The organism is Micromonospora reichwaldensis (assembly GCF_031845925.1).
GTDB lineage: Bacteria > Actinomycetota > Actinomycetes > Mycobacteriales > Micromonosporaceae > Micromonospora > Micromonospora reichwaldensis.
The window spans coordinates 1-25,205 of sequence record NZ_JAVRFL010000059.1 but is presented as its reverse complement, the minus strand read 5'-3'; the positions used below and the strand labels follow the sequence as shown (position 1 = coordinate 25,205).

General features: G+C 75.1%; 18 protein-coding genes. 5 read left to right on the top strand and 13 right to left on the bottom strand.

Going from position 1 to position 25,205, the window contains the following annotated elements:
- Window positions 1–60 precede the first annotated feature (60 nt).
- From RM555_RS30070 to RM555_RS30045, 6 genes are all read right to left on the bottom strand, one after another.
- Window positions 61–1,392, bottom strand: a complete 1,332-nt coding sequence (locus RM555_RS30070) for a DEAD/DEAH box helicase (RefSeq protein WP_311414877.1) — start codon at window positions 1,390–1,392, stop codon at window positions 61–63.
- 221 nt (window positions 1,393–1,613) lie between these two features.
- Window positions 1,614–1,817, bottom strand: coding sequence for a transcription antiterminator/RNA stability regulator CspE (cspE, locus tag RM555_RS30065; protein WP_007464836.1), 204 nt, complete (start codon window positions 1,815–1,817; stop codon window positions 1,614–1,616).
- 205 nt (window positions 1,818–2,022) lie between these two features.
- Entirely contained in the window at window positions 2,023–5,562 is a 3,540-nt protein-coding gene (locus RM555_RS30060) for an ATP-dependent helicase (protein WP_311414876.1), read from the bottom strand.
- 105 nt (window positions 5,563–5,667) lie between these two features.
- Complete coding sequence (locus tag RM555_RS30055; RefSeq protein WP_311414875.1) at window positions 5,668–9,186, bottom strand: ATP-dependent helicase; 3,519 nt, start codon at window positions 9,184–9,186, stop codon at window positions 5,668–5,670.
- Window positions 9,187–9,258: 72 nt separating this feature from the next.
- Window positions 9,259–9,804, bottom strand: coding sequence for an LOG family protein (locus tag RM555_RS30050; protein ID WP_311414874.1), 546 nt, complete (start codon window positions 9,802–9,804; stop codon window positions 9,259–9,261).
- 1 nt (window position 9,805) lies between these two features.
- Window positions 9,806–10,666 (bottom strand): LOG family protein, encoded by an 861-nt coding sequence (locus RM555_RS30045; RefSeq protein WP_311414873.1) that lies wholly within the window; start codon window positions 10,664–10,666, stop codon window positions 9,806–9,808.
- Window positions 10,667–10,863: 197 nt separating this feature from the next.
- Between RM555_RS30045 and RM555_RS30040 the strand changes: the two genes are divergently transcribed.
- Complete coding sequence (locus RM555_RS30040) at window positions 10,864–11,025, top strand: hypothetical protein (protein WP_311414872.1); 162 nt, start codon at window positions 10,864–10,866, stop codon at window positions 11,023–11,025.
- An 88-nt stretch (window positions 11,026–11,113) separates the two neighbouring features.
- On the opposite strand, the gene dapE is transcribed toward RM555_RS30040, so the two are convergent.
- Entirely contained in the window at window positions 11,114–12,187 is a 1,074-nt protein-coding gene (dapE, locus tag RM555_RS30035) for a succinyl-diaminopimelate desuccinylase (RefSeq protein ID WP_311414871.1), read from the bottom strand.
- 118 nt (window positions 12,188–12,305) lie between these two features.
- Between dapE and dapD the strand changes: the two genes are divergently transcribed.
- Window positions 12,306–13,262, top strand: coding sequence for a 2,3,4,5-tetrahydropyridine-2,6-dicarboxylate N-succinyltransferase (gene dapD / locus RM555_RS30030; protein WP_311414870.1), 957 nt, complete (start codon window positions 12,306–12,308; stop codon window positions 13,260–13,262).
- 51 nt (window positions 13,263–13,313) lie between these two features.
- Here the strand turns inward: dapD and RM555_RS30025 are convergent, their stop codons facing one another.
- Entirely contained in the window at window positions 13,314–16,679 is a 3,366-nt protein-coding gene (locus RM555_RS30025; RefSeq protein WP_311414869.1) for a S8 family serine peptidase, read from the bottom strand.
- 98 nt (window positions 16,680–16,777) lie between these two features.
- Between RM555_RS30025 and RM555_RS30020 the strand changes: the two genes are divergently transcribed.
- Both RM555_RS30020 and RM555_RS30015 read left to right on the top strand, forming a co-directional pair.
- Window positions 16,778–17,335: a sugar O-acetyltransferase gene (locus RM555_RS30020; RefSeq protein ID WP_311414868.1), complete on the top strand. Its 558-nt coding sequence runs from the start codon at window positions 16,778–16,780 to the stop codon at window positions 17,333–17,335.
- Between the two features lie 101 nt (window positions 17,336–17,436).
- Window positions 17,437–20,079, top strand: coding sequence for a hypothetical protein (locus RM555_RS30015; protein ID WP_311414867.1), 2,643 nt, complete (start codon window positions 17,437–17,439; stop codon window positions 20,077–20,079).
- Between the two features lie 65 nt (window positions 20,080–20,144).
- Here the strand turns inward: RM555_RS30015 and RM555_RS30010 are convergent, their stop codons facing one another.
- From RM555_RS30010 to fdxA, 5 genes are all read right to left on the bottom strand, one after another.
- The gene (locus RM555_RS30010) at window positions 20,145–20,798 is read right to left on the bottom strand and encodes a nucleoside/nucleotide kinase family protein (protein WP_311414866.1); all 654 of its coding nucleotides are present in this window, start codon (window positions 20,796–20,798) and stop codon (window positions 20,145–20,147) included.
- A complete protein-coding gene (locus tag RM555_RS30005; RefSeq protein ID WP_311414865.1) occupies window positions 20,798–21,445 on the bottom strand; it encodes an SIMPL domain-containing protein in 648 nt (215 codons plus the stop codon). The genes RM555_RS30010 and RM555_RS30005 overlap by 1 nt, the downstream gene beginning before the upstream one ends.
- Before the next feature lie 101 nt (window positions 21,446–21,546).
- Complete coding sequence (locus RM555_RS30000; protein ID WP_311414864.1) at window positions 21,547–22,572, bottom strand: prephenate dehydrogenase; 1,026 nt, start codon at window positions 22,570–22,572, stop codon at window positions 21,547–21,549.
- Between the two features lie 19 nt (window positions 22,573–22,591).
- Window positions 22,592–23,698: a succinyldiaminopimelate transaminase gene (gene dapC / locus RM555_RS29995; protein ID WP_311414878.1), complete on the bottom strand. Its 1,107-nt coding sequence runs from the start codon at window positions 23,696–23,698 to the stop codon at window positions 22,592–22,594.
- Complete coding sequence (gene fdxA / locus RM555_RS29990) at window positions 23,695–24,021, bottom strand: ferredoxin (RefSeq protein ID WP_091422126.1); 327 nt, start codon at window positions 24,019–24,021, stop codon at window positions 23,695–23,697. The genes dapC and fdxA overlap by 4 nt, the downstream gene beginning before the upstream one ends.
- Before the next feature lie 79 nt (window positions 24,022–24,100).
- Here fdxA and RM555_RS29985 point away from each other — a divergent pair, with 79 nt between their 5' ends.
- A complete protein-coding gene (locus RM555_RS29985; protein WP_311414863.1) occupies window positions 24,101–25,060 on the top strand; it encodes a GNAT family N-acetyltransferase in 960 nt (319 codons plus the stop codon).
- The last annotated feature ends 145 nt before the right edge of the window (window positions 25,061–25,205 follow it).

Sequence of the window (25,205 nt, the reverse complement as noted above, 5' to 3'; positions counted from 1 at the left end):
GCGGTGGGCTCCGGGCACGGGTGCCCGGAGCCGACGGGAGAGCGGGATGCGGAGGGTTGGTCAGGAGGCGTGCGGGGCGCGGGGGCGGCGCGAGCGGCGGGGCCGTCCCGAGGCGCGGTGCGGAGCCCGGCCGCCCTCACCGGCGCGGCCGGCCGATCGGCCGCCGGCAGACCCGGCGGAGGCGGCCTGCGGCGCGGGCGGTGCGATCGTCACCGGCACGCCGGACGGCTCCCGGGCACCGGTCACCCGGGCCAGGGCCTCGTCGCCGGAGCGCACCTGGACGGACTCGGGACGGATGCCGGCGGTCGACATCAGCCGGGACACGTCCCGGCGCTGCTCCGGCAGGACCAGGGTGACGACCGTGCCGGACTCCCCCGCCCGGGCGGTACGCCCACCACGGTGCAGGTAGTCCTTCGCCTCGGCGGGCGGGTCCACGTTGACCACCATGTCGAGCCCGTCGACGTGGATGCCCCGGGCCGCCACGTCGGTGGCGACCAGCGCCGTCACCTGCCCGGTGCGGAACTGCTCCAGGATCCGGGTGCGCTGCGGCTGCGACTTGCCGCCGTGCAGCGCGGCCGCGCGTACCCCCTTGGAGAGCAGCTGGCGGGCGAGCCGGTCGGCGCGGTGCTTGGTGCCCATGAACAGGATGGTGCGGCCCTCGCGGGCGGCGATCCAGGTCAGCGCGGTGGGCTTGTCCACCGCGTCGACGTGCAGCACGTGGTGGGTCATCGCGGTCACCGTGGCGGTGCCCGGGTCGACCGAGTGCGAGACCGGGTTGCTCAGGAAGCGGCGCACCAGCTTGTCCACGCCGCCGTCGAGGGTGGCCGAGAAGAGCATCCGCTGCCCGTTCGGGGCGACCTGCTCCAGCAGCTTGGTGACCTGCGGCAGGAAGCCCATGTCGGCCATCTGGTCGGCCTCGTCGAGCACGGTGATGCCGACCTGGTCCAGCCGGGCGTCGCCGCGGTTGATCAGGTCGTGCAGCCGGCCGGGGGTGGCCACGACCAGTTCGGCGCCGGCGCGCAGGGCGTCCGCCTGGCGTTGCAGCGAGAGCCCGCCGACGACGGTGGCGCAGCGCAGCCCGACGGCGCGGGCGTACGGGTCGAGCGCGGTGGTGACCTGCTGGGCCAGCTCGCGGGTGGGCACCAGCACCAGGGCCAGCGGTCGGCCCGGGCGGGCCCGACGGCCGGCGGTGCGGGACAGCAGGGGAAGCCCGAAGGCGAGCGTCTTGCCGGAGCCGGTGCGGCCCCGACCGAGCACGTCCCGGCCGGCGAGCGAGTCCGGCAGGGTCGCCGACTGGATCGGGAACGGCTCGGTGATGCCCTGGGCGGTCAGCTCGGCGAGCAGCGCCGGAGCCAGCCCGGTGAGGGCGAACGAGGGTACGACAGTGGTCATGCGGAAGCCTTCCTCGACGCGGCACGTGTCGAGGGAGGGCGCCGGAGGCGGCGCTGTCACCGGCGGACCAGGCCGCGGGTGACTCACAAGCACGAACCGAAAGGGGTACGGGCCCCGGCCCGCCGCCGTTCGCCGCCTGCTCACGCAGGTCGACGGTGCGGCGGGCCGGTCCCGTCACCGCACCCGGAGGGCGCGATGGGTGTTACTGGAAGATCCGAAGATCAGAGCGGGCGGATGTTCTCCGCCTGCGGGCCCTTCTGGCCCTGGGTCACCTCGAACTCGACCCGCTGGTTCTCGTCCAGGCTCCGGTAGCCGGAGGACTGGATCGCCGAGAAGTGGGCGAAGACGTCGGCGCCGCCGCCGTCCGGGGTGATGAAGCCGAAGCCCTTGTCAGCGTTGAACCACTTGACGGTGCCAATAGCCATTTTTGTTTCGTCTCCTTGACGGAACGTCGAACCCGCACTTGTTGCGGGCTCGAAGAGGAGCGCGCCACGCGGAACTGCCTGGCTCGCTTGTCGCTTCTGGTCGCCCCGCCCGGAGAACTCCGGACACAACAAAGAGCGCCTGGGCCACAATCCTCCAGGCGCACACAGAGTCTCTGGGAACCATAACTGCAACGCGACTAACCTATCATGGATTCGTCCCGGCACCACCCTCTGCCGGGATTTCCGGTACGGAGACGATCAACGCGGTCAGCCCGTCCGCGTCGAGCAGGTCCGTCGGGCGGACCGTGACCCCGTCCCGCACGTAGTGGAACGCCGCCCCGACCCGCTCCACCGGCACGCCGGCCAGCTCCGCCCAGGCCAGCCGGTAGACCGCGAGCTGCACGGCGGCCACCTCGGCGGCTGCGCCGGCGGGCTGCCGGCCGGTCTTCCAGTCGACCACGTCGAACCGCCCTCCCGGCCGGGCGAAGACGGCGTCCATCCGCCCCCGGACCACCACTGCGGCGATCACTGTGGCGAAGGGCACCTCCACCTCGACCGGCACCCGCTCGGCCCACTCGCTGGCCAGGAAGCGCTCCTGGAGCTCGGCCAACGCCTCGTCCGGCGCCGCGTCCGCGTCCGCCGCACCCGGCAACTCGTCCAGGTCGAGCAGCCGGTCGGCGCCGAACCGCTGCTCCAGCCAGGTGTGGAAGGCGGTGCCCCGGCGCGCGTACGGATTGGGTTCGGTGGGCACCGGGCGGCGCAGCGCGCGGGCCAGCGCCGCCGGATCCCGGCGCAGCGCCACCAACTGGGTCACCGACAGTTGGCCGGGCAGGGCCACCTCGACGGCGCCGGACTGCCGGGTCAGCTCGGCCCGCTCGGCGAGCAGCAGGTCGGCCTCCCGCCGCCACCGCGCCACGTCCGCGTCGTCGGCCGGCCCGTCCGGGCCCTCGCCGACGGCCCCGTCGTTGTCGACCGGCGGTGGACCGACCGTGTCGCCGTCGGCTGGCGGTCGGCCGCCCGTGTCGGCGTCGGCCGGCGGTCGCCCGCCCGTGTCGGCGCCGCCGGACGGCGTCCGTTCGGCCGTCTCGCCGCCGGGCAGCGGGCGGGCCGCCGTGTCGCCGTCGGTGAGGAAGCGGCGGACCAGGGCGGCCGCCTCGGCCAGCGCCGGCCGGCGGGCGCCCAGCGGGTCGGCCGGCCACTCGGCGCGCAGCACCACCTCGGTCGTCGGGTTGACCGCGTCGCCCGGCGGCTCCGGCGCCCACTCGTCCACCAGGTGCCCGGCGCGGGCGTCCAGGCAGGCGTCGTGCACCTCCCGCAGCAGCACCGACGGGCCGCGCGGCCGTTTGGTGCCCTCCCCCCACCAGTAGCCGGAGCAGAGCAGCAGCCGCCGGGGGCGGGTCACCGCCACGTACGCCAGCCGGCGCTCCTCCCGCTCGTCGTGCGCCCGCCAGGCGTCGGTGAAGTCCTCCAGCGCCCGGGCCACGCCCCGCTGGTCCTCGGCCTCGTCGAGGCCCAGCTCCGGCAGCCCGTCGGCGTCGCCGCGCAACGGGAACGGCAGCACGCCCAGCCCGCCGAGCCAGTGGTCGGAGTTGCGCACCGGCCCCGGCCAGACGCCCCGGCTCAGCCCGGCCACCGCGACCACGTCCCACTCCAGGCCCTTCGCGGCGTGCGCGGTGAGGATCTGCACCGCGCCCTCGACCACCTCCACCTCGCCCGGGGTGAGGCCGCGCTCCTCGTCCTCGGCGGCGGCCAGGTAGGCCAGGAACCCCGACAGGGTGGCGCCCGGCGTCTCCCCACTGAACCGGGCGGCGACGTCGCCGAGCGCGTCCAGGTGGCCCCGCGCCAGGCCGGCGTCCCCGGCCCCGTCCCGGCCGGCCCGCACCGCCACCTCCACGTCCAGGCCGATCGTCCGCTCGATGTCCGCGATCAGCTCCGGCAGGGACTGGTCCAGCCGGTAGCGCAGCAGGCCCAGCTCCCGGGCGTACGCCCGCAGCCGCGCGTAGCCCTCCGCCGAGTACGCCTGCGCCGGGCCCAGGTCGGCCAGCGCCTCCACCAGGGTCGCCTCGTCGAGCAGGTCCGGGCTGATCTCCGGGGTGCCGTCGTCGGCGAGCCTGCGCCGGGCCGCCGCGATGGACTTCGCCCGGCGGTGCAGGGCCACCAGGTCACGGGGGCCGATCCGCCAGCGCGCGCCGGTCAGCAGCCGCAGCAGCGCGGCCCCGTCCGTCGGGTCGGCCAGCACCCGCAGCGTGCACACCACGTCCCGCACCTCGGGGGTGTCCAGCAGGCCGCCCAGGCCCACCACCTCGACCGGCAGGCCGCGCTCGCGCAGCGCCGACTCGATCGCCGGGATCTGGCTGCGCAGCCGCACGAGCACGGCGGTCGTGGGCCGCAGCGGCACCGGGACGTGCTCGGGCAGCACGCCGGGCATCCCCGCCGCGCCGCGCCAGGCGTGCAGCACGCTGTCGGCGATCCAGTCGGCCTCGTCGGCGTACGTCCGCAGCAGGGCGCAGTGGACGGTGCCGCCGGCGGCGCCGCGGGCGCTGCGGTGCGGGACCGGCTCCTTGACGCTCATCGCCGCGCGCAGCTCCGGCACCCGGGCGCCGGCGGCCCGCAGCGGGGTGGCCAGCGCGTTGGCGACACCGAGGATCTCGGGCCGGTTGCGCCAGCTCGTGGTGAGGCTGAGCACCTCGGCCGGCGCACCGCCGGCGCGGGCGAACTCCGTGGGGAAGCGGTCCAGGGTGCCGGCGCTCGCCCCGCGCCAGCCGTAGATCGACTGGCAGGGGTCGCCGACCGCCGTCACCGGGTGCCCGCCGCCGAAGAGCGCGTTCAGCAGCACCACCTGGGCGTGGCTGGTGTCCTGGTACTCGTCCAGCAGCACCACCCGGAACCGGTTCCGCTCGATCTCGCCGACGCCCGGGTGGTCGCGGGCGACCCGGGCCGCCCGCGCGAGCTGGTCGGCGAAGTCCATCGCCTCGAAGTCCTCCTTGCGCCGGGCGTACGCGCGCACCAGCGGGAGCAGCTTCAGGCGGATCTGCTGGAGTTGCAGCGCCTTGCGCACGTCGGCGTAGACCCGGCCGGGGCGCACCTGCACCTCGGCGAAGAACCGGCCCGTCCACGCGGCCAGCGCGTCCGGGTCGACCAGGTGCTCGTCGAGTTCCCCGGCGAGCGCCAGCACCGCGTCGGTGATCGTGCTCGGCATCCGGTCCACTCCGGACATGTCGCCGTCGTAGTTGCGCACCAGCAGGTCGACGAGCTGCCAGCGGGACGCCTCGGTGAGCAGCCGGGTGGACGGCTCGTAGCCCGCCCGCAGCCCGTGCTCGGTGACGATCCGGCCGGCGTACGAGTGGTAGGTGGAGACGGTCGGCTCCCCGGCCAGCGGGTCGTCGAGCGGGTCGCGCCCCCGCCGCCCGAGCCGGCGCACCAACTGGTCCAGCCGCGTACGCACCCGATGCGCCAGCTCCCCGGCGGCCTTGCGGGTGAAGGTGAGCCCGAGCACCTGCTCCGGCCGCACGTACGAGTTGGCGACCAGCCAGACCACCCGGGCCGCCATCGTCTCCGTCTTGCCCGAGCCGGCGCCCGCGACCACCAGCAGCGGCTCGACGGGGGCGGCGATGATCGCGGCCTGTTCCCGGGTCGGCGCGGGCAGCCGCAGCAGCTTCGCCAGCTCCACCGGCGTGTAGCGGGGGCCGGCGTCGGCGACCCGGGGCGCAGGGGTCGCGCTGCTGAACAGGGCGGGCTGCGTCACCGCACTGCCTCAGTTCGCGACTGCGGGGCTCGCAAGCTCACTCCTCACGCTCACGCGTCCTACCTCAGTTCGCGACTGCGGGGCTCGCAAGCTCACTCCTCACGCTCACGGGCGCTCCGGACGACGGGTGGTCGGCGGCTCGACCACCTGGCGGCCCTGCCCGGACACCGGGCAGCTCGTACGCACCGGGCAGACCCGGCACTTGGAGTTGGCGACGGCGGCGAAGGTGGCGGCAGCCATCGTATCGGCGGTGCGCCGCACCAGCGCGGTCGCCCAGCCGGCCTCCGGGCCCTCCCCCGCCGGCGCCTGGCTCTGCTCCTTCGCGTCCTTCGCGCCGGTGCCGAGCTGCACCAGGGCCGCGCCGCCGGACTCCTCGCCGAAGTCGGCGAAGGCCCCCGCCTCCACCGCCGCCTGATAGGCGCCGAGCTGCGGGTGCTCGGCGAGGTCGTTGGCCGTGACGGCGGTGGACTTGCCGGTCTTCAGGTCGATGACGACCAGCCGACCGTCCTCGTCGACCTCCAGCCGGTCCACCCGGCCGACGAGCTCGACCGGCCGGTGCGGGTCGTCGAGGCGTACCGCGAACTCGTGCTCGATGGCGAGCAGCCGGCGCGGATTCGCGGCCAGCCAGCGGAGCAGCTTGTCGACCATCGCCTCGGCGCGGCTGTGCTCCGGACCGACCATCCAGCGGGCGGCCAGCTCGATGACGTCGAACCGGGCGGCGACGTAGTCCAGCAGGGCCCCCCGGTCGGCGCTGGCGTCCTCGGCGAGCATCGCGGCGGCGTGCACCAGGTTGCCGACGCCCTGGGCGGCGCTGGCCGGCGGGCTTCCGCCGTGCCGCTCCAGCAGCCAGCGCAGGCTGCACCGCAGCGCGCTCTCCATCGACGACGGGGTGACCCGGACCGGTTCCCCCTCGTCGACCAGCGGGCGGTCGTCGGAGAGCTGCCGCAGCCCCCACCAGTCGTCCGGGTGCGCGCCGGCCACCCCGGCGGCGGCGAGCCGGGCCAGCTCGGCAGCCGCCGCCTGCCGCCGGGCGTAGGGCACGGCCGGGTCGCTGACGGCGGTACGCAGCTCCGCCACCAGCGCCGGCAGGGTCAGCGCCCGGGGCGGCCGGCTCACCGGCAACGCCCCCGGCCGGTCCGGCTCCTCCGGGTCAGTGGGATCCGGCGGGGCGGTGGGATCCGTCGGGGCGGTCGGATCCGGCGGGTCAGTGGGATCCGGCGAGGCGGACGGGTCGGTCGGGTCGGTGGGGCCCAGCTCGTAGAGGAAGCGGCTCGGCTGCTCCTCGTGGTCGTCGCCGCCCACCGCGGCGGAGGCGACCGCGCTGACCAGCAGCCGTCGCCGCGCCCGGGTCACCGCGACGTGGAACAGCCTGCGCTCCTCGTCGAGCAGCGCCGAGGTCTGCCCGACCAGGGCCGCCACCACGCCCGCGCCGGCTGTCCGGCCGGCGAGCACGTCAACCAGGCGCTCCGAGCCGAGCAGGCTGCCGCGCAGGCGCAGGTCCGGCCAGACGCCCTCCTGCACCCCGGCGACCGCCACGAGATCCCACTCCAGCCCCTTCGCGGCGTGGGCGGTGAGCAGCCGCACCGCCTCCCCCCGGTCGGCGGTCGGGGCGAGGGTGTCGGCCGGCAGGTCCTGGCCGAGGACGTGGTCGAGGAAGACCTCCGTGCGCGCGCCGGGCAGCCGGTCGGTGAACCGGGCCGCCGCGTCGAAGAGGACCATCACGGCGTCGAGGTCGCGGTCGGCCGCCTCGGCGCGGCGGCGCCGCGCGACGTCGCCCTCGCCGGTCACCGTCTGGCCCCGACCGGTCGCCGCGGACCACAGCTCGGCGAGCCCGCTGGCCCGCCACACCGCCCAGAGGACGTCCTCCGCCGTGGCGCCGGGCCGCGCGGCGGACTCCCGGGCCACGGCCAGCAGACCGGCCACCGTCTGCGCCGGCTCCGCCCAGTGCCGCTCGATCCCGGCCAACCCGGCCGGGTCGCGCAGCGCCTCCACGATCAGCTCGCCCGAGGGCCGGCGGTCGCCGCCGGCCAGCGCCAGGGCGCGCAGCCCCTGCCGCAGCCGCCGCTCGGCCAGCGGATCGGCGCCACCGAGCGGTGAGTGCAGCAGCGCCACGGCAGCTTCCTCGTCGAGCCGCTCGGGCTCCAGGGCGCAGCGCAGCAGGAGCAGCAGCGGCGCGACCGCCGGTTGCAGGTGCAGCGGCAGGTCCTCGCCGTGCACGACGGTGGGCACCCCGGCGGCGTGCAGGGCACGTTGCAGCGAGGGCAGCTGCCGCCCGGTGGAGCGCACCAGCACGGCCATCTCCGACCAGGGCACGCCGCCGAGCAGGTGGGCCTCGCGCAGGGCGTGCGCCAGCCAGGCCGCCTCGCTGGTGGCCGAGCGGAAGGTGCGTACCTCGACCGCGCCGGGCGGCGCGTCGGGCAGCGGGTGCAGCCGGCGGTGCGCCGCCGGGCCGCGCAGCCGTCGCGCCAGCCGGCCGGACGCGGCGAGCAGCCGGGCACCGGCCCGGTAGGAGGTGGTGAGCACCACCTGTGCCGCGGGCGCCCCCGAGGCGGTGCGGAAGCGGTGCGGGAACGTGGCCACCCCCGCCGGGTCGGCGCCCCGGAACGCGTACGTGGACGAATCCGGGTCGGCGAACGCGACCAGGGGCTTGCCGCCGCCGGCCACCGTCGCGAGCAGGTCCTGCTGGGCCGGGTCGGTGTCGGCCAGCTCGTCGACGTAGACGTACGCCAGCCGCCGGCGCTCGGCCGCGAGCAGCTCGGGGTCGTCGAGCAGCATCCCGGTGGCGGCCCGGACCAGCTCGGCCGGGTCGTACGCGACGGAGCCGCGGTTGCTGACGTCGCGCAGGGCGAGCACGGCCACGTACTCCCGCAGGAAACGCGCGGCGGCGGGCCAGTCGGCGCGGCCGAGCTTCTCGCCCAGCCGGGCCAGCTCGACGGGACCGACGCCCCGCTCGGCGGCGCGCATCAGCAGGTCGCGCAGCTGCGCCGCGAAGGCCCGGGTGCGCAACGCGGGGCGCAGGTCCTCCGGCCAGCCGACCGGGTCGTCGTCGGGCGCCTCGCCGACCACGTCGAGCAGCTCGCGGATGATCAGATCCTGCTCCGGCCCGGTGAGCAGCCGGGGGGACGGCTCGCCGCGCTCGGCCGCCGCCCGCCGCAGCAGCCCGAAGGCGTACGCCGGGAGGGTGCGCACCAGCGGCTCGCGCAGCACGCGGTGCCCGCCCTCGGCGACACGGCCCTCGATCCGCTGGCGCAGCGCGGTGGCACCCCGGCGGCCGAAGGTGAGCACCAGGATCCGCTCCGGGTCGACGCCCTCGGCCACCCGCGCGGCGACGGCCTCGACCAGCGTGGCGGTCTTGCCCGTGCCGGGACCGCCGAGCACCAGCATCGGCCCGTCGGTGTGCGCCACGATCTCGACCTGGCGCGGATCGGTCAGCCGCGCCGCCCCACGGTGCGCGTCCCCGTCGGCCGGCCCCCCGGACCGCCGCTCACCCTCGATCGGTCCCCCGGACCGCAGCTCACCCTCGGTCGGCCCCCCGGACCGACCGTCCCCCCGGGCCGGCCCGCCGGGCCGGTGGTCCCCCCGGACCGCCTCGACAGGCCGACGCACCAGCCGGTACGCCTGCATCCGTCCATCCCACCACGCCGGTACGACACCCCCACCCCGCCACCCCGCCGGGGACCAACCCACACTCCCCCGTCAGAGGAGCTGGAGTTCCAGGGTGTCCAGGGCGGCGGGGACCGTGTCGGTCACGGTGAGCAGGCCCAGGCCGGCGGGCTTGAGGAAGGTCTGGTCGGCCAGCGCGCCCAGCCAGTCGAGCACCGGGCGGTAGAAGCCGTCGGTGTCGACCAGCACCATCGGCTTGGCGTGCAGGGCCAGGGTGGCGGTCGTCCAGACCTCGAACAACTCGTCGAGGGTGCCGAGCCCGCCCGGCAGGGTGAGGAACGCGTCCGACTTGTCGATCATGAGGGTCTTGCGGCTGGCCATCGAGTCGGTGACGAGCAACTCGTCCGACGCCAGGTCGGCGACCTCCAGGTCGACCAGCGACTGCGGGATCACCCCGACCGTCCGGCCGCCGGCGCCCCGCGCCCCGTCGGCCAGCGCGCCCATCATGCCGACGCACCCGCCGCCGCTGACGAGGGTGTGCCCGCGCCGGGCGATCTCCGCGCCCGTCTCGGCCGCGAGGTCCAGCCAGCGCTGGTCGAGGGTACGGGAGGAGGCGCAGAACACGCAGATCGCCGCCATGTCAGCGCTTCCGGTTCTCGTCGCCCGCCTCGGCGGCGGCCTGCTGGTCGGCGGCGGTGACGGCGACGGCCTCCTCGCGGACGGCCTCCTGCTCGACGTTGAGGGCGGCCTCGGCCTCCACGATGTGCCGGACCGCCGCGTCGACGTCGTCGGTCACGCAGATCAGCTCCAGGTCGACGGGGCCGATCTTGCCGTCGGCGGCCATCGTGTCGCGCAGCCAGTCGAGCAGGCCGCTCCAGTAGTCGGCGCCCATGAGCACCACGGGGAACCGGGTCACCTTGCCGGTCTGCACCAGGGTGAGCGCCTCGAAGAGCTCGTCCATGGTGCCGAACCCGCCGGGCAGCACGACGAACGCCTGGGCGTACTTGACGAACATGGTCTTGCGGGCGAAGAAGTAGCGGAAGTCGATGGCCAGGTCGACCCAGTCGTTGAGCCCCTGTTCGAAGGGGAGCTCGATGCCGAGGCCGACCGACAGCCCACCGGCCTCGCTGGCGCCCCGGTTGGCCGCCTCCATCACGCCCGGACCGCCGCCGGTGATCACCGCGTAGCCGGCCCGGGCGAGGGCAGCGCCCAGCGCCTCGGCCAGCTGGCACTCGGGGCTCTCCGGGTGACTGCGGGCGGAACCGAACACGCTGACCGCCGAGGGCAGGTCGGCGAGGGTGTCGAAGCCCTCGACGAACTCGGAGAGGATGCGCAGCGCCCGCCAGGCGTCCTTGGTCTTCCAGTCCTCACGCCCCCGCGAATCGAGCAGGCGCTGGTCGGCGGTGCTGCCCGTCATCGCCTGCCGACGCAGCGTCACGGCCCCCCGGTGCCGTTCCCGTCCCGGCTCGCGGCCGGCCTCCCGCCCGTTGCTCTGACCCATGGGAGCAACCGTAGTGGAGCCGCCCCCGCCAGGTGCGCGCACCGTGAGCCGGACCGCCGCAGGTGACGGGTGGAGACGGGCCGGGCGACGATCGGAAATCTTTTTCCGGATCTTGGGCAACTAATTCGGTCGCAGGGGCGTCTTACTATTCACATACCGGGTATGCCCCGGCGCGCGCCTTCGGGGGAGGAGTCAGCGTGATCAGCAACAGCGAGATGATCCGGATCCGGCGGCAGATGCAGCGCCGCATCCGCGACGTGGTGGCCGAGCGCCGCCGCGCCCGCCTGATGGAACCGTCCACCGACCAGGGCAGCCAGACCGACGCCCGGCCCGCCGCCGACGCGTCCACCACCGTCTGACCGCACCGACGACACCGAAAACAACGGAAGGTCCGCGTCGTCCGACGCGGACCTTCCGTCCGTGTGGGGGACGCCCCGCGCGGGAGCGTCAGGAGGAGGCGAGCCAGCGGCGCAGGGTGACGGCGCCCTCCCGGATCTTGCTGATCTCCACGTGCTCGTCGGGGTGGTGGGCCAGGTTGGGGTCGCCGGGGCCGAAGTTCAGCGCCGGGATGCCCATCGCGGCGAACCGGGCCACGTCCGTCCAGCCCAGCTTGCCGATCGGCGCGGCACCGACCGCGGCGAGGAACTCCTTGGCGGGTGCCGCGTCCAGCCCGGGCGGGGCACCGGCGGCCGAATCCGTGACCCGCAGGTCGAAGCCGGCGAAGACCTCGCGCAGGTGCGCCTCGGCCTCGGCCGGGGTCCGGTCCGGCGCGAACCGGTAGTTGACCTCGACCTCGCACCGGTCGGGCACCACGTTGCCGGCCACGCCGCCGTGGATGCGGACCGCGTTCATCCCCTCCCGGTAGTCGCAGCCGTCGATGGTCACCCGCCGCGCCTCGTAGTTGGTCAGCCGGTCGAGCACCTCGCCGGCCGCGTGGATCGCGTTCACCCCGTGCCAGGAACGGGCCGAGTGGGCGCGTACGCCGGTGGTGGTGACGACCGCGCGCATGGTGCCCTGGCATCCCGCCTCGACGATGCCGTGCGTCGGCTCCAGCAGCAGCGCGAAGTCGGCCTCCAGCCACTCCGGGTACGCGTCGGCGACCAGGAAGAGTCCGTTGTACTTCGACTCGATCTCCTCCGCCTCGTAGAAGAAGTACGTCACGTCGTAGCGCGGGTCCGGCAGGCTCACGGCCAGGTTCAGCGCGAACGCCACCCCGGACTTCATGTCCGAGGTGCCGCAGCCGTACATCAGGTCGCCGCGCATGGTCGACGGGAAGTTGTTGTTCAGCGGCACCGTGTCCAGGTGACCGGCGAGCACCACCCGCTGGTCACGGCCCAGGTCCGTCCGCGCCATCACCGTGTTGCCGTGCCGGTACGTGGTCAGGTGCGGTACGCCCCTCAGCACCTCCTCCACGCAGTCGGCGATCGCCTTCTCGTTGAGGGACACGGACTCCATGTCGACCAGCGCGCGGGTCAGCGCCACCGGATCGGCCAGGACCTCGGGGGTCAGCGGGTTCTCCATGGTTCGCACGGTACCGTCAGATCCGGCGAGCGCGTGGAGCGAGCGTTCCGGGGCGGCCCGCGCGGGACGCGGGGCGCGGAGGGCTCGCCGGCCCGCAGCACGAACGAGAGGTGAATCAGTGACGTCCGAATCCGCCTGGGGCATCGGCCTGGCCACCGTTACCGCTGACGACCAGGTGCTCGACACCTGGTATCCGACGGGCAAGCTGGGCCTCGGCGAGCTGCCGCTGGTCGCCGGCGAGGACGAGGCGGACGTGCTGGACCTGCCCCCGGGAGCGGTCGGCGACCGGGCGCTGCCCGGGCTGCGTACCGTCCAGGTGGTCACCGTGATCGGCTCGCTGGACGAGCCGATCAAGGACGCCGCCGACGCGTACCTGCGGCTGCACCTGCTCTCCCACCGCCTGGTGCGACCCAACGAGCTCAACCTCGACGGCATCTTCGGCAAGCTGGCGAACGTGGCCTGGACCTCCGCCGGGCCGTGCCCCCCGGAGCGGGTCGACGAGCTGCGGGTCATCGAGCGGGCCGCCGGCCGCCACCTGGCCGTCTACGGGGTGGACAAGTTCCCCCGGATGACCGACTACGTGGTGCCGTCGGGCGTGCGGATCGCCGACGCCGACCGGGTACGCCTCGGCGCGCACCTGGCGGCCGGCACCACCGTGATGCACGAGGGCTTCTGCAACTTCAACGCCGGCACGCTCGGCACCTCGATGGTCGAGGGCCGGATCGTGCAGGGCGTGGTGGTCGGCGACGGCTCCGACGTCGGCGCCGGCGCCTCGATCATGGGCACCCTCTCCGGTGGCGGCACCGACAAGGTCCGCATCGGCGAGCGGAGCCTGGTCGGCGCGAACGCGGGCATCGGCATCTCGCTCGGCGACGACTGCGTGGTGGAGGCGGGCTGCTACGTCACCGCCGGCTCGAAGGTCACCCTGCCGGACGGCCGGGTGGTCAAGGCCCGCGAGCTGTCCGGGGTGGACAACCTGCTGTTCTGGCGCAACTCGGTGACCGGTGCGCTGGAGGCGAAGCAGCGCAGCGGCAGGGGCATCGAGCTGAACGCCGCGCTGCACGCCAACGACTGACGGTCGCCCCGCCGGGCCCGCGGTCGGCCGCGGACCCGGCGGGGGTACGCCTCAGCGCAGGCGGTACGCCTGGATGACGCGCTGGGTGACCGTGTTGCCGGCGGTGTCCCGGGCGGTGGCCCGCAGCGAGACGTGTCCGGTGCCGGCCGGGTGCCGCACGGTGGCCGTCCAACCGTCCCCGCCGCCACGGATCCGGGCCCGCTGCCAGGTCTTCCCGCCGTCGTAGGAGACGTCGACGGTCAGCGCGGCGACCCGGGCCGAGGGCGCGCCCGGCTGCCGCTGCACCGTCACCGGGATCACGAAGCTCCGGCCCGCCGGGGCGGCGTTGTCCCGGTCCAGTCGGGGCGCGAACCGGATCGCCGACACCGGCAGCGCGGCCGGGTCGTCCCCGGCGACGTGCCGGGACCGGAACGTCCAGGTGGCCGACACCTCGGTCGAAAGGTCGGTGAAGCTCCGCTTCGACGAGGTCTCCAGCCGGTAGTCGGCCGCGCCCGGCGGCACGTCGAACCCGCCGTACGCCGGCTCCTCGGTCTCCCCTACCAGCCTCCCGTTGCGGTAGAGGGCGGTGCGGGCGGTATCGGCGACCGAGCCGCCGGCGTGCCCCTCGGCGTCACTGTGCAGCGGCAGGCCCACCTCGATGCGGTCGCCCTGGCGGACGATCCCCGCCGCCGGGAACGACGGCCCGTACGGCGCGCTGTTCCAGCTCTCCCGGTAGTGCCGCCCGGCGCGCAGGCTCCGCTCCTCGGCGAACAGGATCGCCTTGGTGTCGGGCCAGCCGTCGTCACCCGGTACCCCGACGTCCAGCTCGGACGACCAGCGCACGCCCCCGGTGTTGTAGTGCTCGACCCGCTGCCCCGGCGTCGCGGTGAGCAGGCCGACCGCCCAGCCGCCGAGGTCGGGATCCCGGTGCGGGAAGACCAGGCGCATCGCGGCCAGGCCGGGGCTGCCGCCGTTGAACCGGTGGGAGATGGTGGCCAGGTCCTTCGTCCGGTAGTGCCGGACGAAGCCGGTCGGCATCCGGCCGGGCACGGCCTCGTTGAGGGCGTAGAGGTAGGGGCTGCTCGCCGCCTTCAGGTCGGCCCACTGGCCGCTGACCGTGGCGACGAACCGCTCTGCGGAAACCGGTCTCCCGAGCCCTGCGGTGAAGAGACCGTCGAAGTCGGAGTCCAGCAGGCCGAAGGTGTAGCTGCCGGTCTCGGCGAGGAAGCTGGCCTCGGTGACGGCGAGCGCCGGGGTGGCCGAGCGCTGCGGGACGCTCATCCTGACCGGCTTGCCCCGTCGGGCGTCGAGGGTGATCCGCGTGTCCCCGCCGACCACCAGCTCCGGCTGGACGAGCTGGGTGGCCGCGGTGAACTCGTCGCCCTCCACCTCGAACACGTAGCTGACCAGCCCGTACCGGCCCTTGGGGACCCGCAGCTCGGCGGTGCCGTCCGGGTCGTACAGGTCGTACGGGTCCAGCTCGTCCAGGGAGACCAGCGTGGTGCTGTGCTCGCCGGTGGGCACACCGGCGCGGTTCAGGTGCCGGGCGGTCACCGTGTAGCTCTCCACCTCCCGGTGCACCGCCAGCGGGATGCCCGCGGGGGAGTTGTCGCCGCGGACCACGATCCGGCCGGTGTAGTGGCCGTCCGGGCCGTCGACGCGGGTGTTGGCGGTGACGGTGGTGCTCGCCGTGCCGCCGGCCGGCACGGTGATCCGGGTCGCGCCGAGGGTGAACATGCCGGCCGGGGCCGGCCTGCCGTCCGGGCCGGTGGCCTCGACGGCCAACTCCAGGTCGGTCGCGGTCGCGCTGTCGTTGCGCCAGGTCACCGTGCGGGTGACCGGGGCGTCGTCGCCGTGCGGCCAGAGCGTCCGCCCGAACGACACGCTCGGCGGGTCGTTGGTCAGCGACTGCCAGGTCGCCTTGGCCAGGTCGACCCGCCCGGCTCCCTGCTCGTATGCGGTCAACTCCGGATTCGGCTTCGCCGAGGACATCAGGAGTGCCTTGATCTCGCCGGCCTTCGAGCCGGGCCGCATCTGGGCCATCAGCGCCGCCGCACCGCTGACGTGCGGGGCCGCCATCGAGGTGCCCGACATCGCCACGTACCCGGTCCCGGCCGGGTCGCCGATCACTCCGTCCCGGCTGCGCGCCGCCACGATCCCCACCCCCGGGGCGGTGATGTCCGGCTTCAGCGCGTCGTCACCGGTGCGGGGACCACGGCTGGAGAAGTCGGCGAGGCTGTCGTCGCGGTCGACGGCGCCCACCGAGAGGGCGGCGTCGGCCGTGCTGGGGGAACTGACCGGCGCGAACCGGCCGGAGTTGCCGGCGCTGATCACGAACAGGGCACCGGTCTGCGCGGTGAGCGTGTTGACGGCCTGCTCCAGCGGGTCGACCTCCGGGGTGTCGAAACCGCCGAGACTGAGGTTGATCACGTGGGCCCGCTGCTCGACCGCAGCCCACTGCATGCCGGCGAGGATCGCCGACTCGGGGCAGCCGTACGTCTCGCAGACCTTGCCGTCGAGAAGTGTCGCGTCCGGGGCCACGCCCTGCATCCGGCCGCCGGAGGCGGCGCCGCTGCCGGCGATGGTCGAGGCGACGTGGGTGCCGTGTCCGACGACGTCGCCCGGCGCGGACTCCTCGGTGAAGTTGCGCGTCTGGGCCACCCGGCCGGCCAGGTCCGGGTGCGTGGCGTCGATCCCGGTGTCCAGCACGGCGACCCGGATGCCCCGGCCGGTCCAGCCGTTCCGGTGCGCCTCCGGCGCGCCGATCTGCGGCACGCTGCGGTCGAGCGTGAGCTGCCGCCGGCCGTCGAGCCAGATCCGGTCGGCACCCCCTGCCGCGCCGACCGTCGCACCGGCGGCGGTGACCGCCGCCCAGACCTCGGTGGCCCGCCGCTTGCTCGCCGTGGCGGCGAGCCCGCCGGCGGCGGGCAGCTCACGGGTGACCGTCACCCCGGCGGGCACGGCGGAGCGCCGGGCCGCGCCGGCACTGCCGGTGATCAGCAGGGGCAGGTCGTCGCGCCGGGCGTCGTCGTAGCCGGCGGCGACCAGTTCGGTGACGTCGAACAGCCGCCGGTCGATCCGCCCGTCCCGGATGGGTGCCACGGCGTCCTCGGGTACGACGGAGACGTGCCCCCGCTCCCGTCGGGTCAGGAAGCGGACATCCTCGCGCCCGGGGGCGGGTCGCACACTGGCCCGGGTCCCGCTGACGGTGACCCGGTCGCCGGTGAGCAGGGTGACGGTGACCGGGCGGCTGGCGTCACCCACCCGGGACGGCGGGTTAGCGTCGGGACGGACGGTCGGTTCGGCGGGCTTCTGGGCGACGGCCATGCCGGGGGTGCCGAGCACCATGCCGAGCACCAGACCGAGACCGACCAGTTTTCTTCTTCGCTGCAACGGATCCTCCTCGTCGGGCGTTACTACCTGTAGGGAGAGACGCATTGACAGTCATCAGAGTTGCATACCGAGTATGCAAACTGAAGTCACAAAATTGACGGACCAGCCAACGGATGGGCCCGATCCTCGGAGATGATCGACCGGTGACATCCATGAAGGAACGCATGCTGGCCGGCGAGCCGTACATCGCCGACGATCCGGAGATCGCCGCCGACCTGGACCGGGCGGCGCGGCTGATGGAAGCCTTCAACACCAGCCCGGCCGCCGACCCCGAGGCCCGGCTCGCGGCCCTGCACGCCCTGCTCGGCGAGGTCGGCGAGGGGGCGTACGTCCGACCGCCGCTTTATGTCGACTACGGCTGGCAGGTCCGGATCGGGCCGCGCAGCTTCGTCAACTTCAACGCGGTCCTCCTCGACGTCGCCCCGATCACCATCGGTGCCGACGTCCAGATCGGACCGAACGTGCAACTGCTCACCCCCACCCACCCCGTCGAGCCCGGGCCCCGCCGCGACAAGTGGGAGGCGGCCAAGCCGATCACGATCGGCGACAACGTCTGGCTCGGCGGCGGGGCCATCGTGCTCGCCGGCGTCACCATCGGGGAGAACACCGTCGTCGGCGCCGGCGCCGTGGTGACGAAGGACCTACCGGCGAACGTGGTCGCCGTGGGCAACCCGGCCCGCGTCGTACGCCAGCTCGACTGACCCCGCCAAGCCCACCACCTGCACAAACACCCTCCCGACACTGGCGCGTCCACCCCGGCGCACGGCACTGTGGGTGGTGGCGTCGTCACCGGGAGGCGGGCATGGTCCATCGGGTGCTCGAACTGCGCGTGCACGGGGTCTCCAACACGCCCCCCGGTCAGATCCTCGGCCTGCGCCCGGCACCGGGGACCGACGCGCCGCCCCCGCCGTGGCTCGTCGCGGGCGGACCGGTCACCGGCTTCTACCGCTCCCCCGTCGCCGGGCCGGCCGACCCGGTCGCCGTGGAGGCGTACAGCTGGGGGCAGCTGACCTCCGGCGCGCGGACCGCACGGGACGTGGAGCGTGCGCTGTGGACGCTGCTGCTTCCGTTCGCGCTGGCCAACGTCGCACTACACGCCCGGCCGTCCATCCCGGCCGATGCCCGGGCCGAACGCTGGAACAGCACCTCTGGCGTAACGGCCTGGCTGATCCGGCTCTTCTGCCTGAGCCTCACCGGCACCTTCGCCCTCACCCTCGCCACCGTCGGGGTCGACCTCGTGGGCTGGCAGTGCGTCGACGACGACTGCCTGCGCCGCATCCCCGGGCCCTGGGAGTTCCTGGGACGGGGCTGGTGGAGCGAGGGTGCCCGGTCGTTGGCCGTCGGCCTGCTCGTGCCGCTCGGCGTGCTGGCCCTGCTCGGGCTCGTGAGCTGGCGGACCTACCAGTACGAGGCACAACTGCCCGCCGAACCCGATCTCCCGCCGAGCACCCCGCAGCCGGAGGGAGCCCCGCAGCCGGCCGGGGCCCCGGCGGGCGGGCGGGACCGGCCCGGGGCGGGACCCGCCACGCCCGAAGCACCGCCCGGCAACCCGTTGCAGGACCGCACCTTCTGGACCGGCGAGGGCCAGTTGCGCAGGGGTGCCGTGCTGCACCTGTGCACCGGCGTGGTCGTCGCCGCCGCCGTACCGCTGGGTGCCGTCCTCGCGGCGGACCCGCCCCGGGACGTCCGCGCGGCCGTCGCGTGGCCCACCGTGGCGGCGCTCACCGCCGTCGTGCTGGTCGCGGTCGTGGCGCTCGCGCGGCCCGGACTGACCCGGCGCGCGGGGGCCACCCCGCTCGGCGGATGGAGCGTCGCGGTCGCCGTGCTCACCGGTGTGGGGCTGGTCGGGACGGTGCTGGTCCTGCTGATGCCCGACGGCCCCGCCGGCACCCCTCTGGCCGACCTGCGCCCGGCGACCGACTGCGCCCGGCGCCCCACCGCGGCGACCTGTTCGGCCGACCGGTCGCTGCCCGGCCTCGACTGGATCGTCGCCTGGCTGGGCACGGGACAGTTGCTGCTGCTGATCGCGATCGGGTCCGTGGCCCGGTCCGGACGGCGGGCGCTGGCCACGCCGGCGGCGGCCGCCCTGCTGCTCCCCCTCGGGTTCGCCTGGTTCACCGGCTGGCTGCCCGGGCTGCCGCCCGCGCCCGCGACGCTGGAGTTCTGGACGGTCGCCGTCCCGGTCGTCGCCCTGGCCGCCACCGGCCTGCTGCTGCCGCGCGCGCCGTCGCCCGTCGGACGACGGCCGCCGGAGCCCCACACCGACCTGGCCTGGGGCGGTCGGGCTCCGGCGGTCGTCGCCGGCTTCGGCTGGATGCTCTGCGTCTCCTACAGCGCCGGGCTGCTCTACTGGGTCACCGGCCGGCTCGGCGGCGGTCCGACACCGGGCGGGCCCTCCCCCGTGGTACCCCCGGTTCCCGTGCTGTGGGCGGGCCTCGTCTTCGCCGTCGCCCTGCTCGTGCTCGCCGCCACGGCCGCCCGGGCCGGTGTGCTCTACCTGCGCCTGCGTCGGCGCGAGTACGCGGAGGCGACGGCACGGAGCGAGGGGCCGCTCTCCGCGCACGACCTGCGGCGCTGCCGCGACGTCAGCGCGTGGCGGGCGCTGCACCGGCTCGTCGGCGAGCACGCCGTGCGGCTGGTCGGCTGCTACGCCGCCGCGTCGGCCGTGCTGGCGGCCCTCGGCTGCGCCGCCCTGCTCTCCCGCAGCCCGCCGCACCCCACGCCGGCGACGGGCGGCGCTGCGGTCGTCGAGTGGATCTCCGAGGTGGGCGGCCGGCTGCTCGGCTGGCTGCCGGTGCTGATCGCCACGGTGGGCCTGCTGGTCTACCGCAACGACCTCGTCCGCCGCTCGGTCGGCGTGGTCTGGGACGTGGGCACCTTCTGGCCCCGGACCGCGCACCCGCTGGCCCCACCCAGCTACGCCGAGCGGGCCGTACCCGAGTTGCAGACCCGAACCGCCGGGCTGCTGGCGCTTCCCGAACACGATCCCCGGAGCGTGGACGGGATCATCCTCTCCGGGCACAGCCAGGGCACGGTGATCTGCGCGGCGGTGATCCTCCAACTGCCCGCCCGCTCGCGCCGACGGATCTGGTTCCTCTCGTACGGCTGCCAGCTGACCCGGCTGTACGGGCGGGTCTTCCCCGGATACTTCGGCCCGGACCGGCTGCCGGCGCTGGCCGAGGCGCTGACTCCGCCCGGTGGCCCGGTCCGCTGGACCAACTTCTGGCGGGACACCGACCCGCTCGGCTGGCCGGTCACGGCGGGGGATCGGGACGTGCCCGTACGCGACCCGGAGGCGCTGCATCCCAGCGACGGGGAGGTGGCCGACCCGCCGATCCGCAACCACAGCGGCTACCCGGAGGCGCACGAGTTCCAGCGGGAACGCTCCCGGGTGGCGTGGCTGCTGCGCCGGGGCGTCCCGGCACCCCGGCGCGGCCCCGGCTGACCCGGCTCGCGCCGTCGACGGCCCGGCCGTCCCGCCACAGTCGTCGACGGCCCGGCGGGCGCGCCTCAGTCGTCGACGGGTGGCGGCTCGGCGAGCCGGACGACCAGGTCGGCGCGGTGCGCGGTGCCGGCCACCAGGACGGCGTTGGCCTCGTCACTGCCCGTCGCCCACGCCCGGGCCTGTTCCGCCGACCGCCCGTACGACTCGTGCCGGGCGGTCAGCCGGCGCAGCCGCAGCTCGGCGTCGAGGTCGAGGAACCACGCCTCGTGCAGCAGCTGCCGCACCTCGTCCCAGGGCGTGGCGGTCACCAGCAGGTAGTTGCCCTCGGTGACCACCAGCCGCACCGACGGCGGCACCTCGATCGAGCCGGCCACCGGCTCCTCCAGGTCACGGCGGAACGCCGGCGCGTAGACCGCCGTCGGCTCCAGCCGGCGCAGGCGGCGCAGCAGCGAGACGTAGCCGTTGGCGTCGAAGGTGTCCACGGCGCCCTTGCGCTCCGCGCGGCCCAACCGGCGCAGCTCGGTCTGCGCGAGGTGGAAGCCGTCCATCGGCACCAGCCGGGCGGTGGGGCCGACCGCCTCGACGATCCGCTCCGCCAGCGTCGACTTGCCCGCGCCGGGCGGCCCGGCGATGCCGAGCAGCTGCCGCGGGCCGGCCCCGGCGAGGGCCCGCGCCCGCGCCACCAGCTCGTCGGTGCCGACGACCCGGGCGCCCACCATCAGCCGAGTACCGGCTCGCTGATCGCGAACCGCGCCTGCACCGCGGCGTGCACGGTCTGCGGCTGCGGGTCGAGTTCCAGCTCCGGCGGGCCGCTCTCCGCGCCGTCGCCCATCGCGTACGCCATCCGGCTCATCATCGGCTGCTCCGCCGCGCCCGCGTCGGCCAGCTCGATCAGGGCGGTCACGCGGGCGCCGAGGGCCTCCGCGTACTCGCGGGCGCGCAGCAGGGCGTCGGCGAGCGCGGCGTGCCGGGCCTCGCGGTGGGCCGGGCTGTCCGGCCGCAGCGACCACCACGGCCCGGCCACCTCGACCTGGTCCTGGTCGGCGAGGCGCAGCATCAGCTCGCCGAGCGCGGTGAAGTCGCTGACCGTCACGGTGGTGGTCACGCTGCCGCTGTACGCCACCACCCGCTCACCGGAGCGCCGGGTCTCCGGCCTGACCTGAAGCTCGCCGGTCTCCCGTCGGTCGATGCCGGGGCCTTCGCCGTCGAGCAGCACCCGGACGGCGGCGGCCCGCTCAGCCAGCCGCGTCAGGGTGGCCTCCCGGTCCCGGTCGCGCGCCCTGGCCGTCACCGTGAACCGGGCGATCTCGGGAGCGACCTCCCGGTACGCCTCGCCGCGCACCGCCACCACCGGCCCGTCCACCATGCCCTCACCCTAACCGCGCGCCCGCCGGCCCGCCCGCCGTCCGACCGCACGTCGACCGGGTCCGGTTGGCGGCCCGGCGCGCCCGCCCCCGGCCGGTCCGCTCAGGCCGAGTGGGCCGTCGCCGGGAGGTGGCCCGTGTAGGCGACCCGGTCGCCGTCGACCCGGCACCCGGTGAGGTGACCGCCGGCGGCCCCCAGCTCCAACAGGAACTCCACCTCCGCGCGGTGGTCGCCGTCGGCGGGGAACTCCTGCCGGTGGGCGAGCAGGTCACGGTCGAACAGGACGGTACGCAGGTCCCGCGCCCCCTCGATGTGACCGACCAGGGCGTCGATGTCCTGGTCGCGCAACGCGGAGGCGAGCCCGTCGAGGAACGCGGCGACCTGGCCGAGCTGTCGCACCACCTGCTCGCGGTTGTCGAAGAGCATGTCGGCCGTACGCCGGGCCGGGGTGCCGGCGACCCGGGTGCCGTCCCGGAAGCTGCCCGCGGCGAGGCCCAGCACGGCGTCCCGGAGGTCCGACTTCGCCACCGCGCCGGCGAGGCTGCCGGCGAGCAGGTGGGGGATGTGCGAGGAGAGCGCCACCACCGAGTCGTGCACCGCCGGCGACATCGGCACCACCCGGGCGGCGAAGACGTCCACGATGAGGCCGGACAGCATCCGGAACGGCCCGATCCCCTCGGCCGCCGGGCAGAGCACCCACGCGCCCCCCTCGAACAGCGCCGGCACGGCGGCGGCGAGCCCGGAGCGTTCGGTGCCCGCCATCGGATGGCCCGGTACGAACCGGTCGGTCAACCCGTTGGCCCCGGCGAAGGCGGCCACCGCGCCCTTCGTGCTGCCCACGTCGGTGAGGACGCAGCCGTCCCCGGCGTGCTTCGCGACGGTGAGCAGGGTCTCCGGCAGGCTCGGCAGAGGGCCGCAGAGGAACACGACGTCACGGTCGCGGACGGCCCCGCCCAGGTCGTCGGGGAAGGTGATCCCGCGTGCCCGCCCGTCCGCCCGGGTGGCCCGGTCCGGGTCCCAGCCGGCGACGTCCAGCCCCGCCTCGTGCAGCCGGAGCAGCACCGAACCGCCGATGAGGCCGGTGCCCACCACGGCGACCCGGGGTCGCCCTCGCGAACTGTCCACCATCACACGCCTCGGCGGTCGCTCAGGCGCGCAGCCGGCCGGCGACCGCCGCCACGTGCTCGTCGGACTCGGTCAGCGCCACCCGGACGTGCTGCCGGCCGCCCGGGCCGTAGAAGGCGCCCGCAGCCGCGAGGATGCCCCGCCGGGCCAGCCAGTCGACCGTCTCCCAGCAGTCCTCGCCCCGGGTCAGCCAGAGGTAGAGCCCGGCCTCCGAGTGCTCGACGGTGAAGCCGGCGTCGGTGAACGCGGCGTGCAGGGTGTCCCGCCGGGCCCGGTAGCGCTCCCGCTGCTCGTCGGCGTGCCGCTCGTCGCGCAGCGCGGCCACCATCGCCGCCTGCACCGGCGCCGGCACGATCATCCCGGCGTGCTTGCGGACCTTGAGCAGCTCCGCCACCAGTGCCGGGTCGCCCGCCACGAATCCCGCCCGGTAGCCGGCCAGGTTGGACCGCTTGGAGAGCGAGTGCACGGCCAGCACCCCGTCGTACGACCCGCCGCAGACCTCGGGCGAGAGCACCGAGACGGGCTCGGCGGCCCAGCCCAGCGGCAGGTAGCACTCGTCGCTGGCGACCACCGCGCCGCGTTCCCGGGCCCAGTCGACCACCTTGCGCAGGTGGGCCGCCGGCAGCACCCGGCCGGTGGGGTTGCCCGGCGAGTTGACCCAGACCAGGCGCACCCGGGAGGTGGGCCCGACTGCGGTCAGCGAGTCGGCGCGTACGACGGTGGCGCCGGCGAGCCGGACCCCGTCCTCGTACGTCGGGTAGGCGATCGAGGGCACCACGACGACGTCGCCGGGACCGATCCCGAGCAGGGTCGGCAGCCAGGCGACGAGCTCCTTGGAGCCGATCGTCGGCAGCACGCCGAGGCCGTCGACGCCGGCGCCGCAGGCCCGTGCCACCCAGGCCGCGATCGTCTCGCGCAGCACCGGTGTGCCAGCGGTCAGCGGATAGCCCGGCGCGTTGGACGCGTCGGCCAGCGCCCGCCGGATCACCTCGGGCACCGGGTCGACCGGCGTACCCATGGAGAGGTTGATCAGGCCCTCAGGATGCGCCGCGGCCAGTGCGGCCGCGGCGTCCAGGGCGTCCCAGGTGAACTCCGGCAGCCGCGAGGAGACCGGCGCGGGCCGGTTCAGTGGCCCTCGCCGCGCGGCGGCTGCGCGGCGACGAAGGTCGCGTCCTTCTCCACCTTGCCGATCTTCGAGGCGCCGCCGGGCGAGCCCAGCTCCTCGAAGAACTCGTAGTTGGCGCCGGTGTAGTCCTTCCACTGCTCCGGGACGTCGTCCTCGTAGAAGATCGCCTCGACCGGGCAGACCGGCTCGCAGGCCCCACAGTCGACGCACTCGTCGGGGTGGATGTAGAGCATCCGGTTGCCCTCGTAAATGCAGTCGACCGGGCATTCCTCGATGCAAGCCTTGTCGAGCACATCCACGCACGGTTCGGCGATGATGTAGGTCACCGGTCTTCTCCTCCGCAAGACACGCCGCGATCACCCGCGACGGTTAGAGCCTAGTATCTCGCCGGGGAGGGGGTCGATCGTGCTCCGACAGCAGGATGTGGGACACCGGATCGTGGTTCGCCGAATCGTGGGGATTCGCGAAGGTCGGCCGCTCTTCTCGGACGCCCTCGGCGAGCTGGTCGAGCTGAGCGAAACCCATCTCACACTCGCCACCGCGCAGGGCCGGCTCCGGGTCCCCGTGGCCGAGGTGCACCGGGCCAAGCGGGTGCCGCCGGCCCGCCGACCCACCGCATCGGCCGTGGTCGAGCTGGAACTGGCCGCCGACGAGGCGTGGCCCGCCGCCGTACGGGGACGGCTCGGCGACTGGCGGCTGCGCGCCGCCGACGGCTGGACCGGTCGGGCCAACTCGGCGCTGCCCGTGGGCGACCCGGACCGGCCCCTGCCGGCCGCGCTCGACGCGGTGGAGCGCTGGTACGCCGACCTCGGTCAACCGCCGATGGTCAACACCCCGCTGCCGCTCGCCGCCCCGGTCGGCGCGGAGCTGGACGCCCGGGGCTGGGTCGGCAGGCCGCCCGTGCTGGTGCAGACCGTGCCGCTGGCGGGGCTGCCGCCGGCCGCGCCGGAGCGCGCCGGAGCGCCGCCGGTCGAGCTGACCGCCGAGCCGTCGGACGACTGGCTCACCGTCGCCGCCGGCCGCAAGGGCGGCCTGCCGGACGCCGCCCGACACGTGCTCACCGCCGTGGACCAGGTCCGCTTCGCCCACGTGTACGCCGACGGCACACTGCTCGCCATCGGCCGGGGCACGGTCACCGGGCAGGGCCGCTGGCTCGGGCTCAGCCTGATCGAGGTGCTGCCCGAGGCCAGGCGACAGGGCCTGGCGGGCCTGATCATCCGCGCGCTCGCCGACTGGGGCGCCGCGACCGGCGCCTCACGCGCCTTCCTCCAGGTCGAGCAGCGCAACACCCCGGCGGTGACCCTCTACCGCGCCCTGGGCTTCACCACCCACCACACCTACCTGACCCGCACCCCACCCCCCTGACCGCCGTCCGCCCCTCCGCCCCTCCGTCCCTCCGCCCCGCGCGGCGCCGTCCGCCGCAGCGTTGATCATGAAGTTATTGCCAACGGAAAGCGCTTACAGCGGCAATAACTTCATGATCAACGAGGTCAGGGGGTGGGGGGTGGGT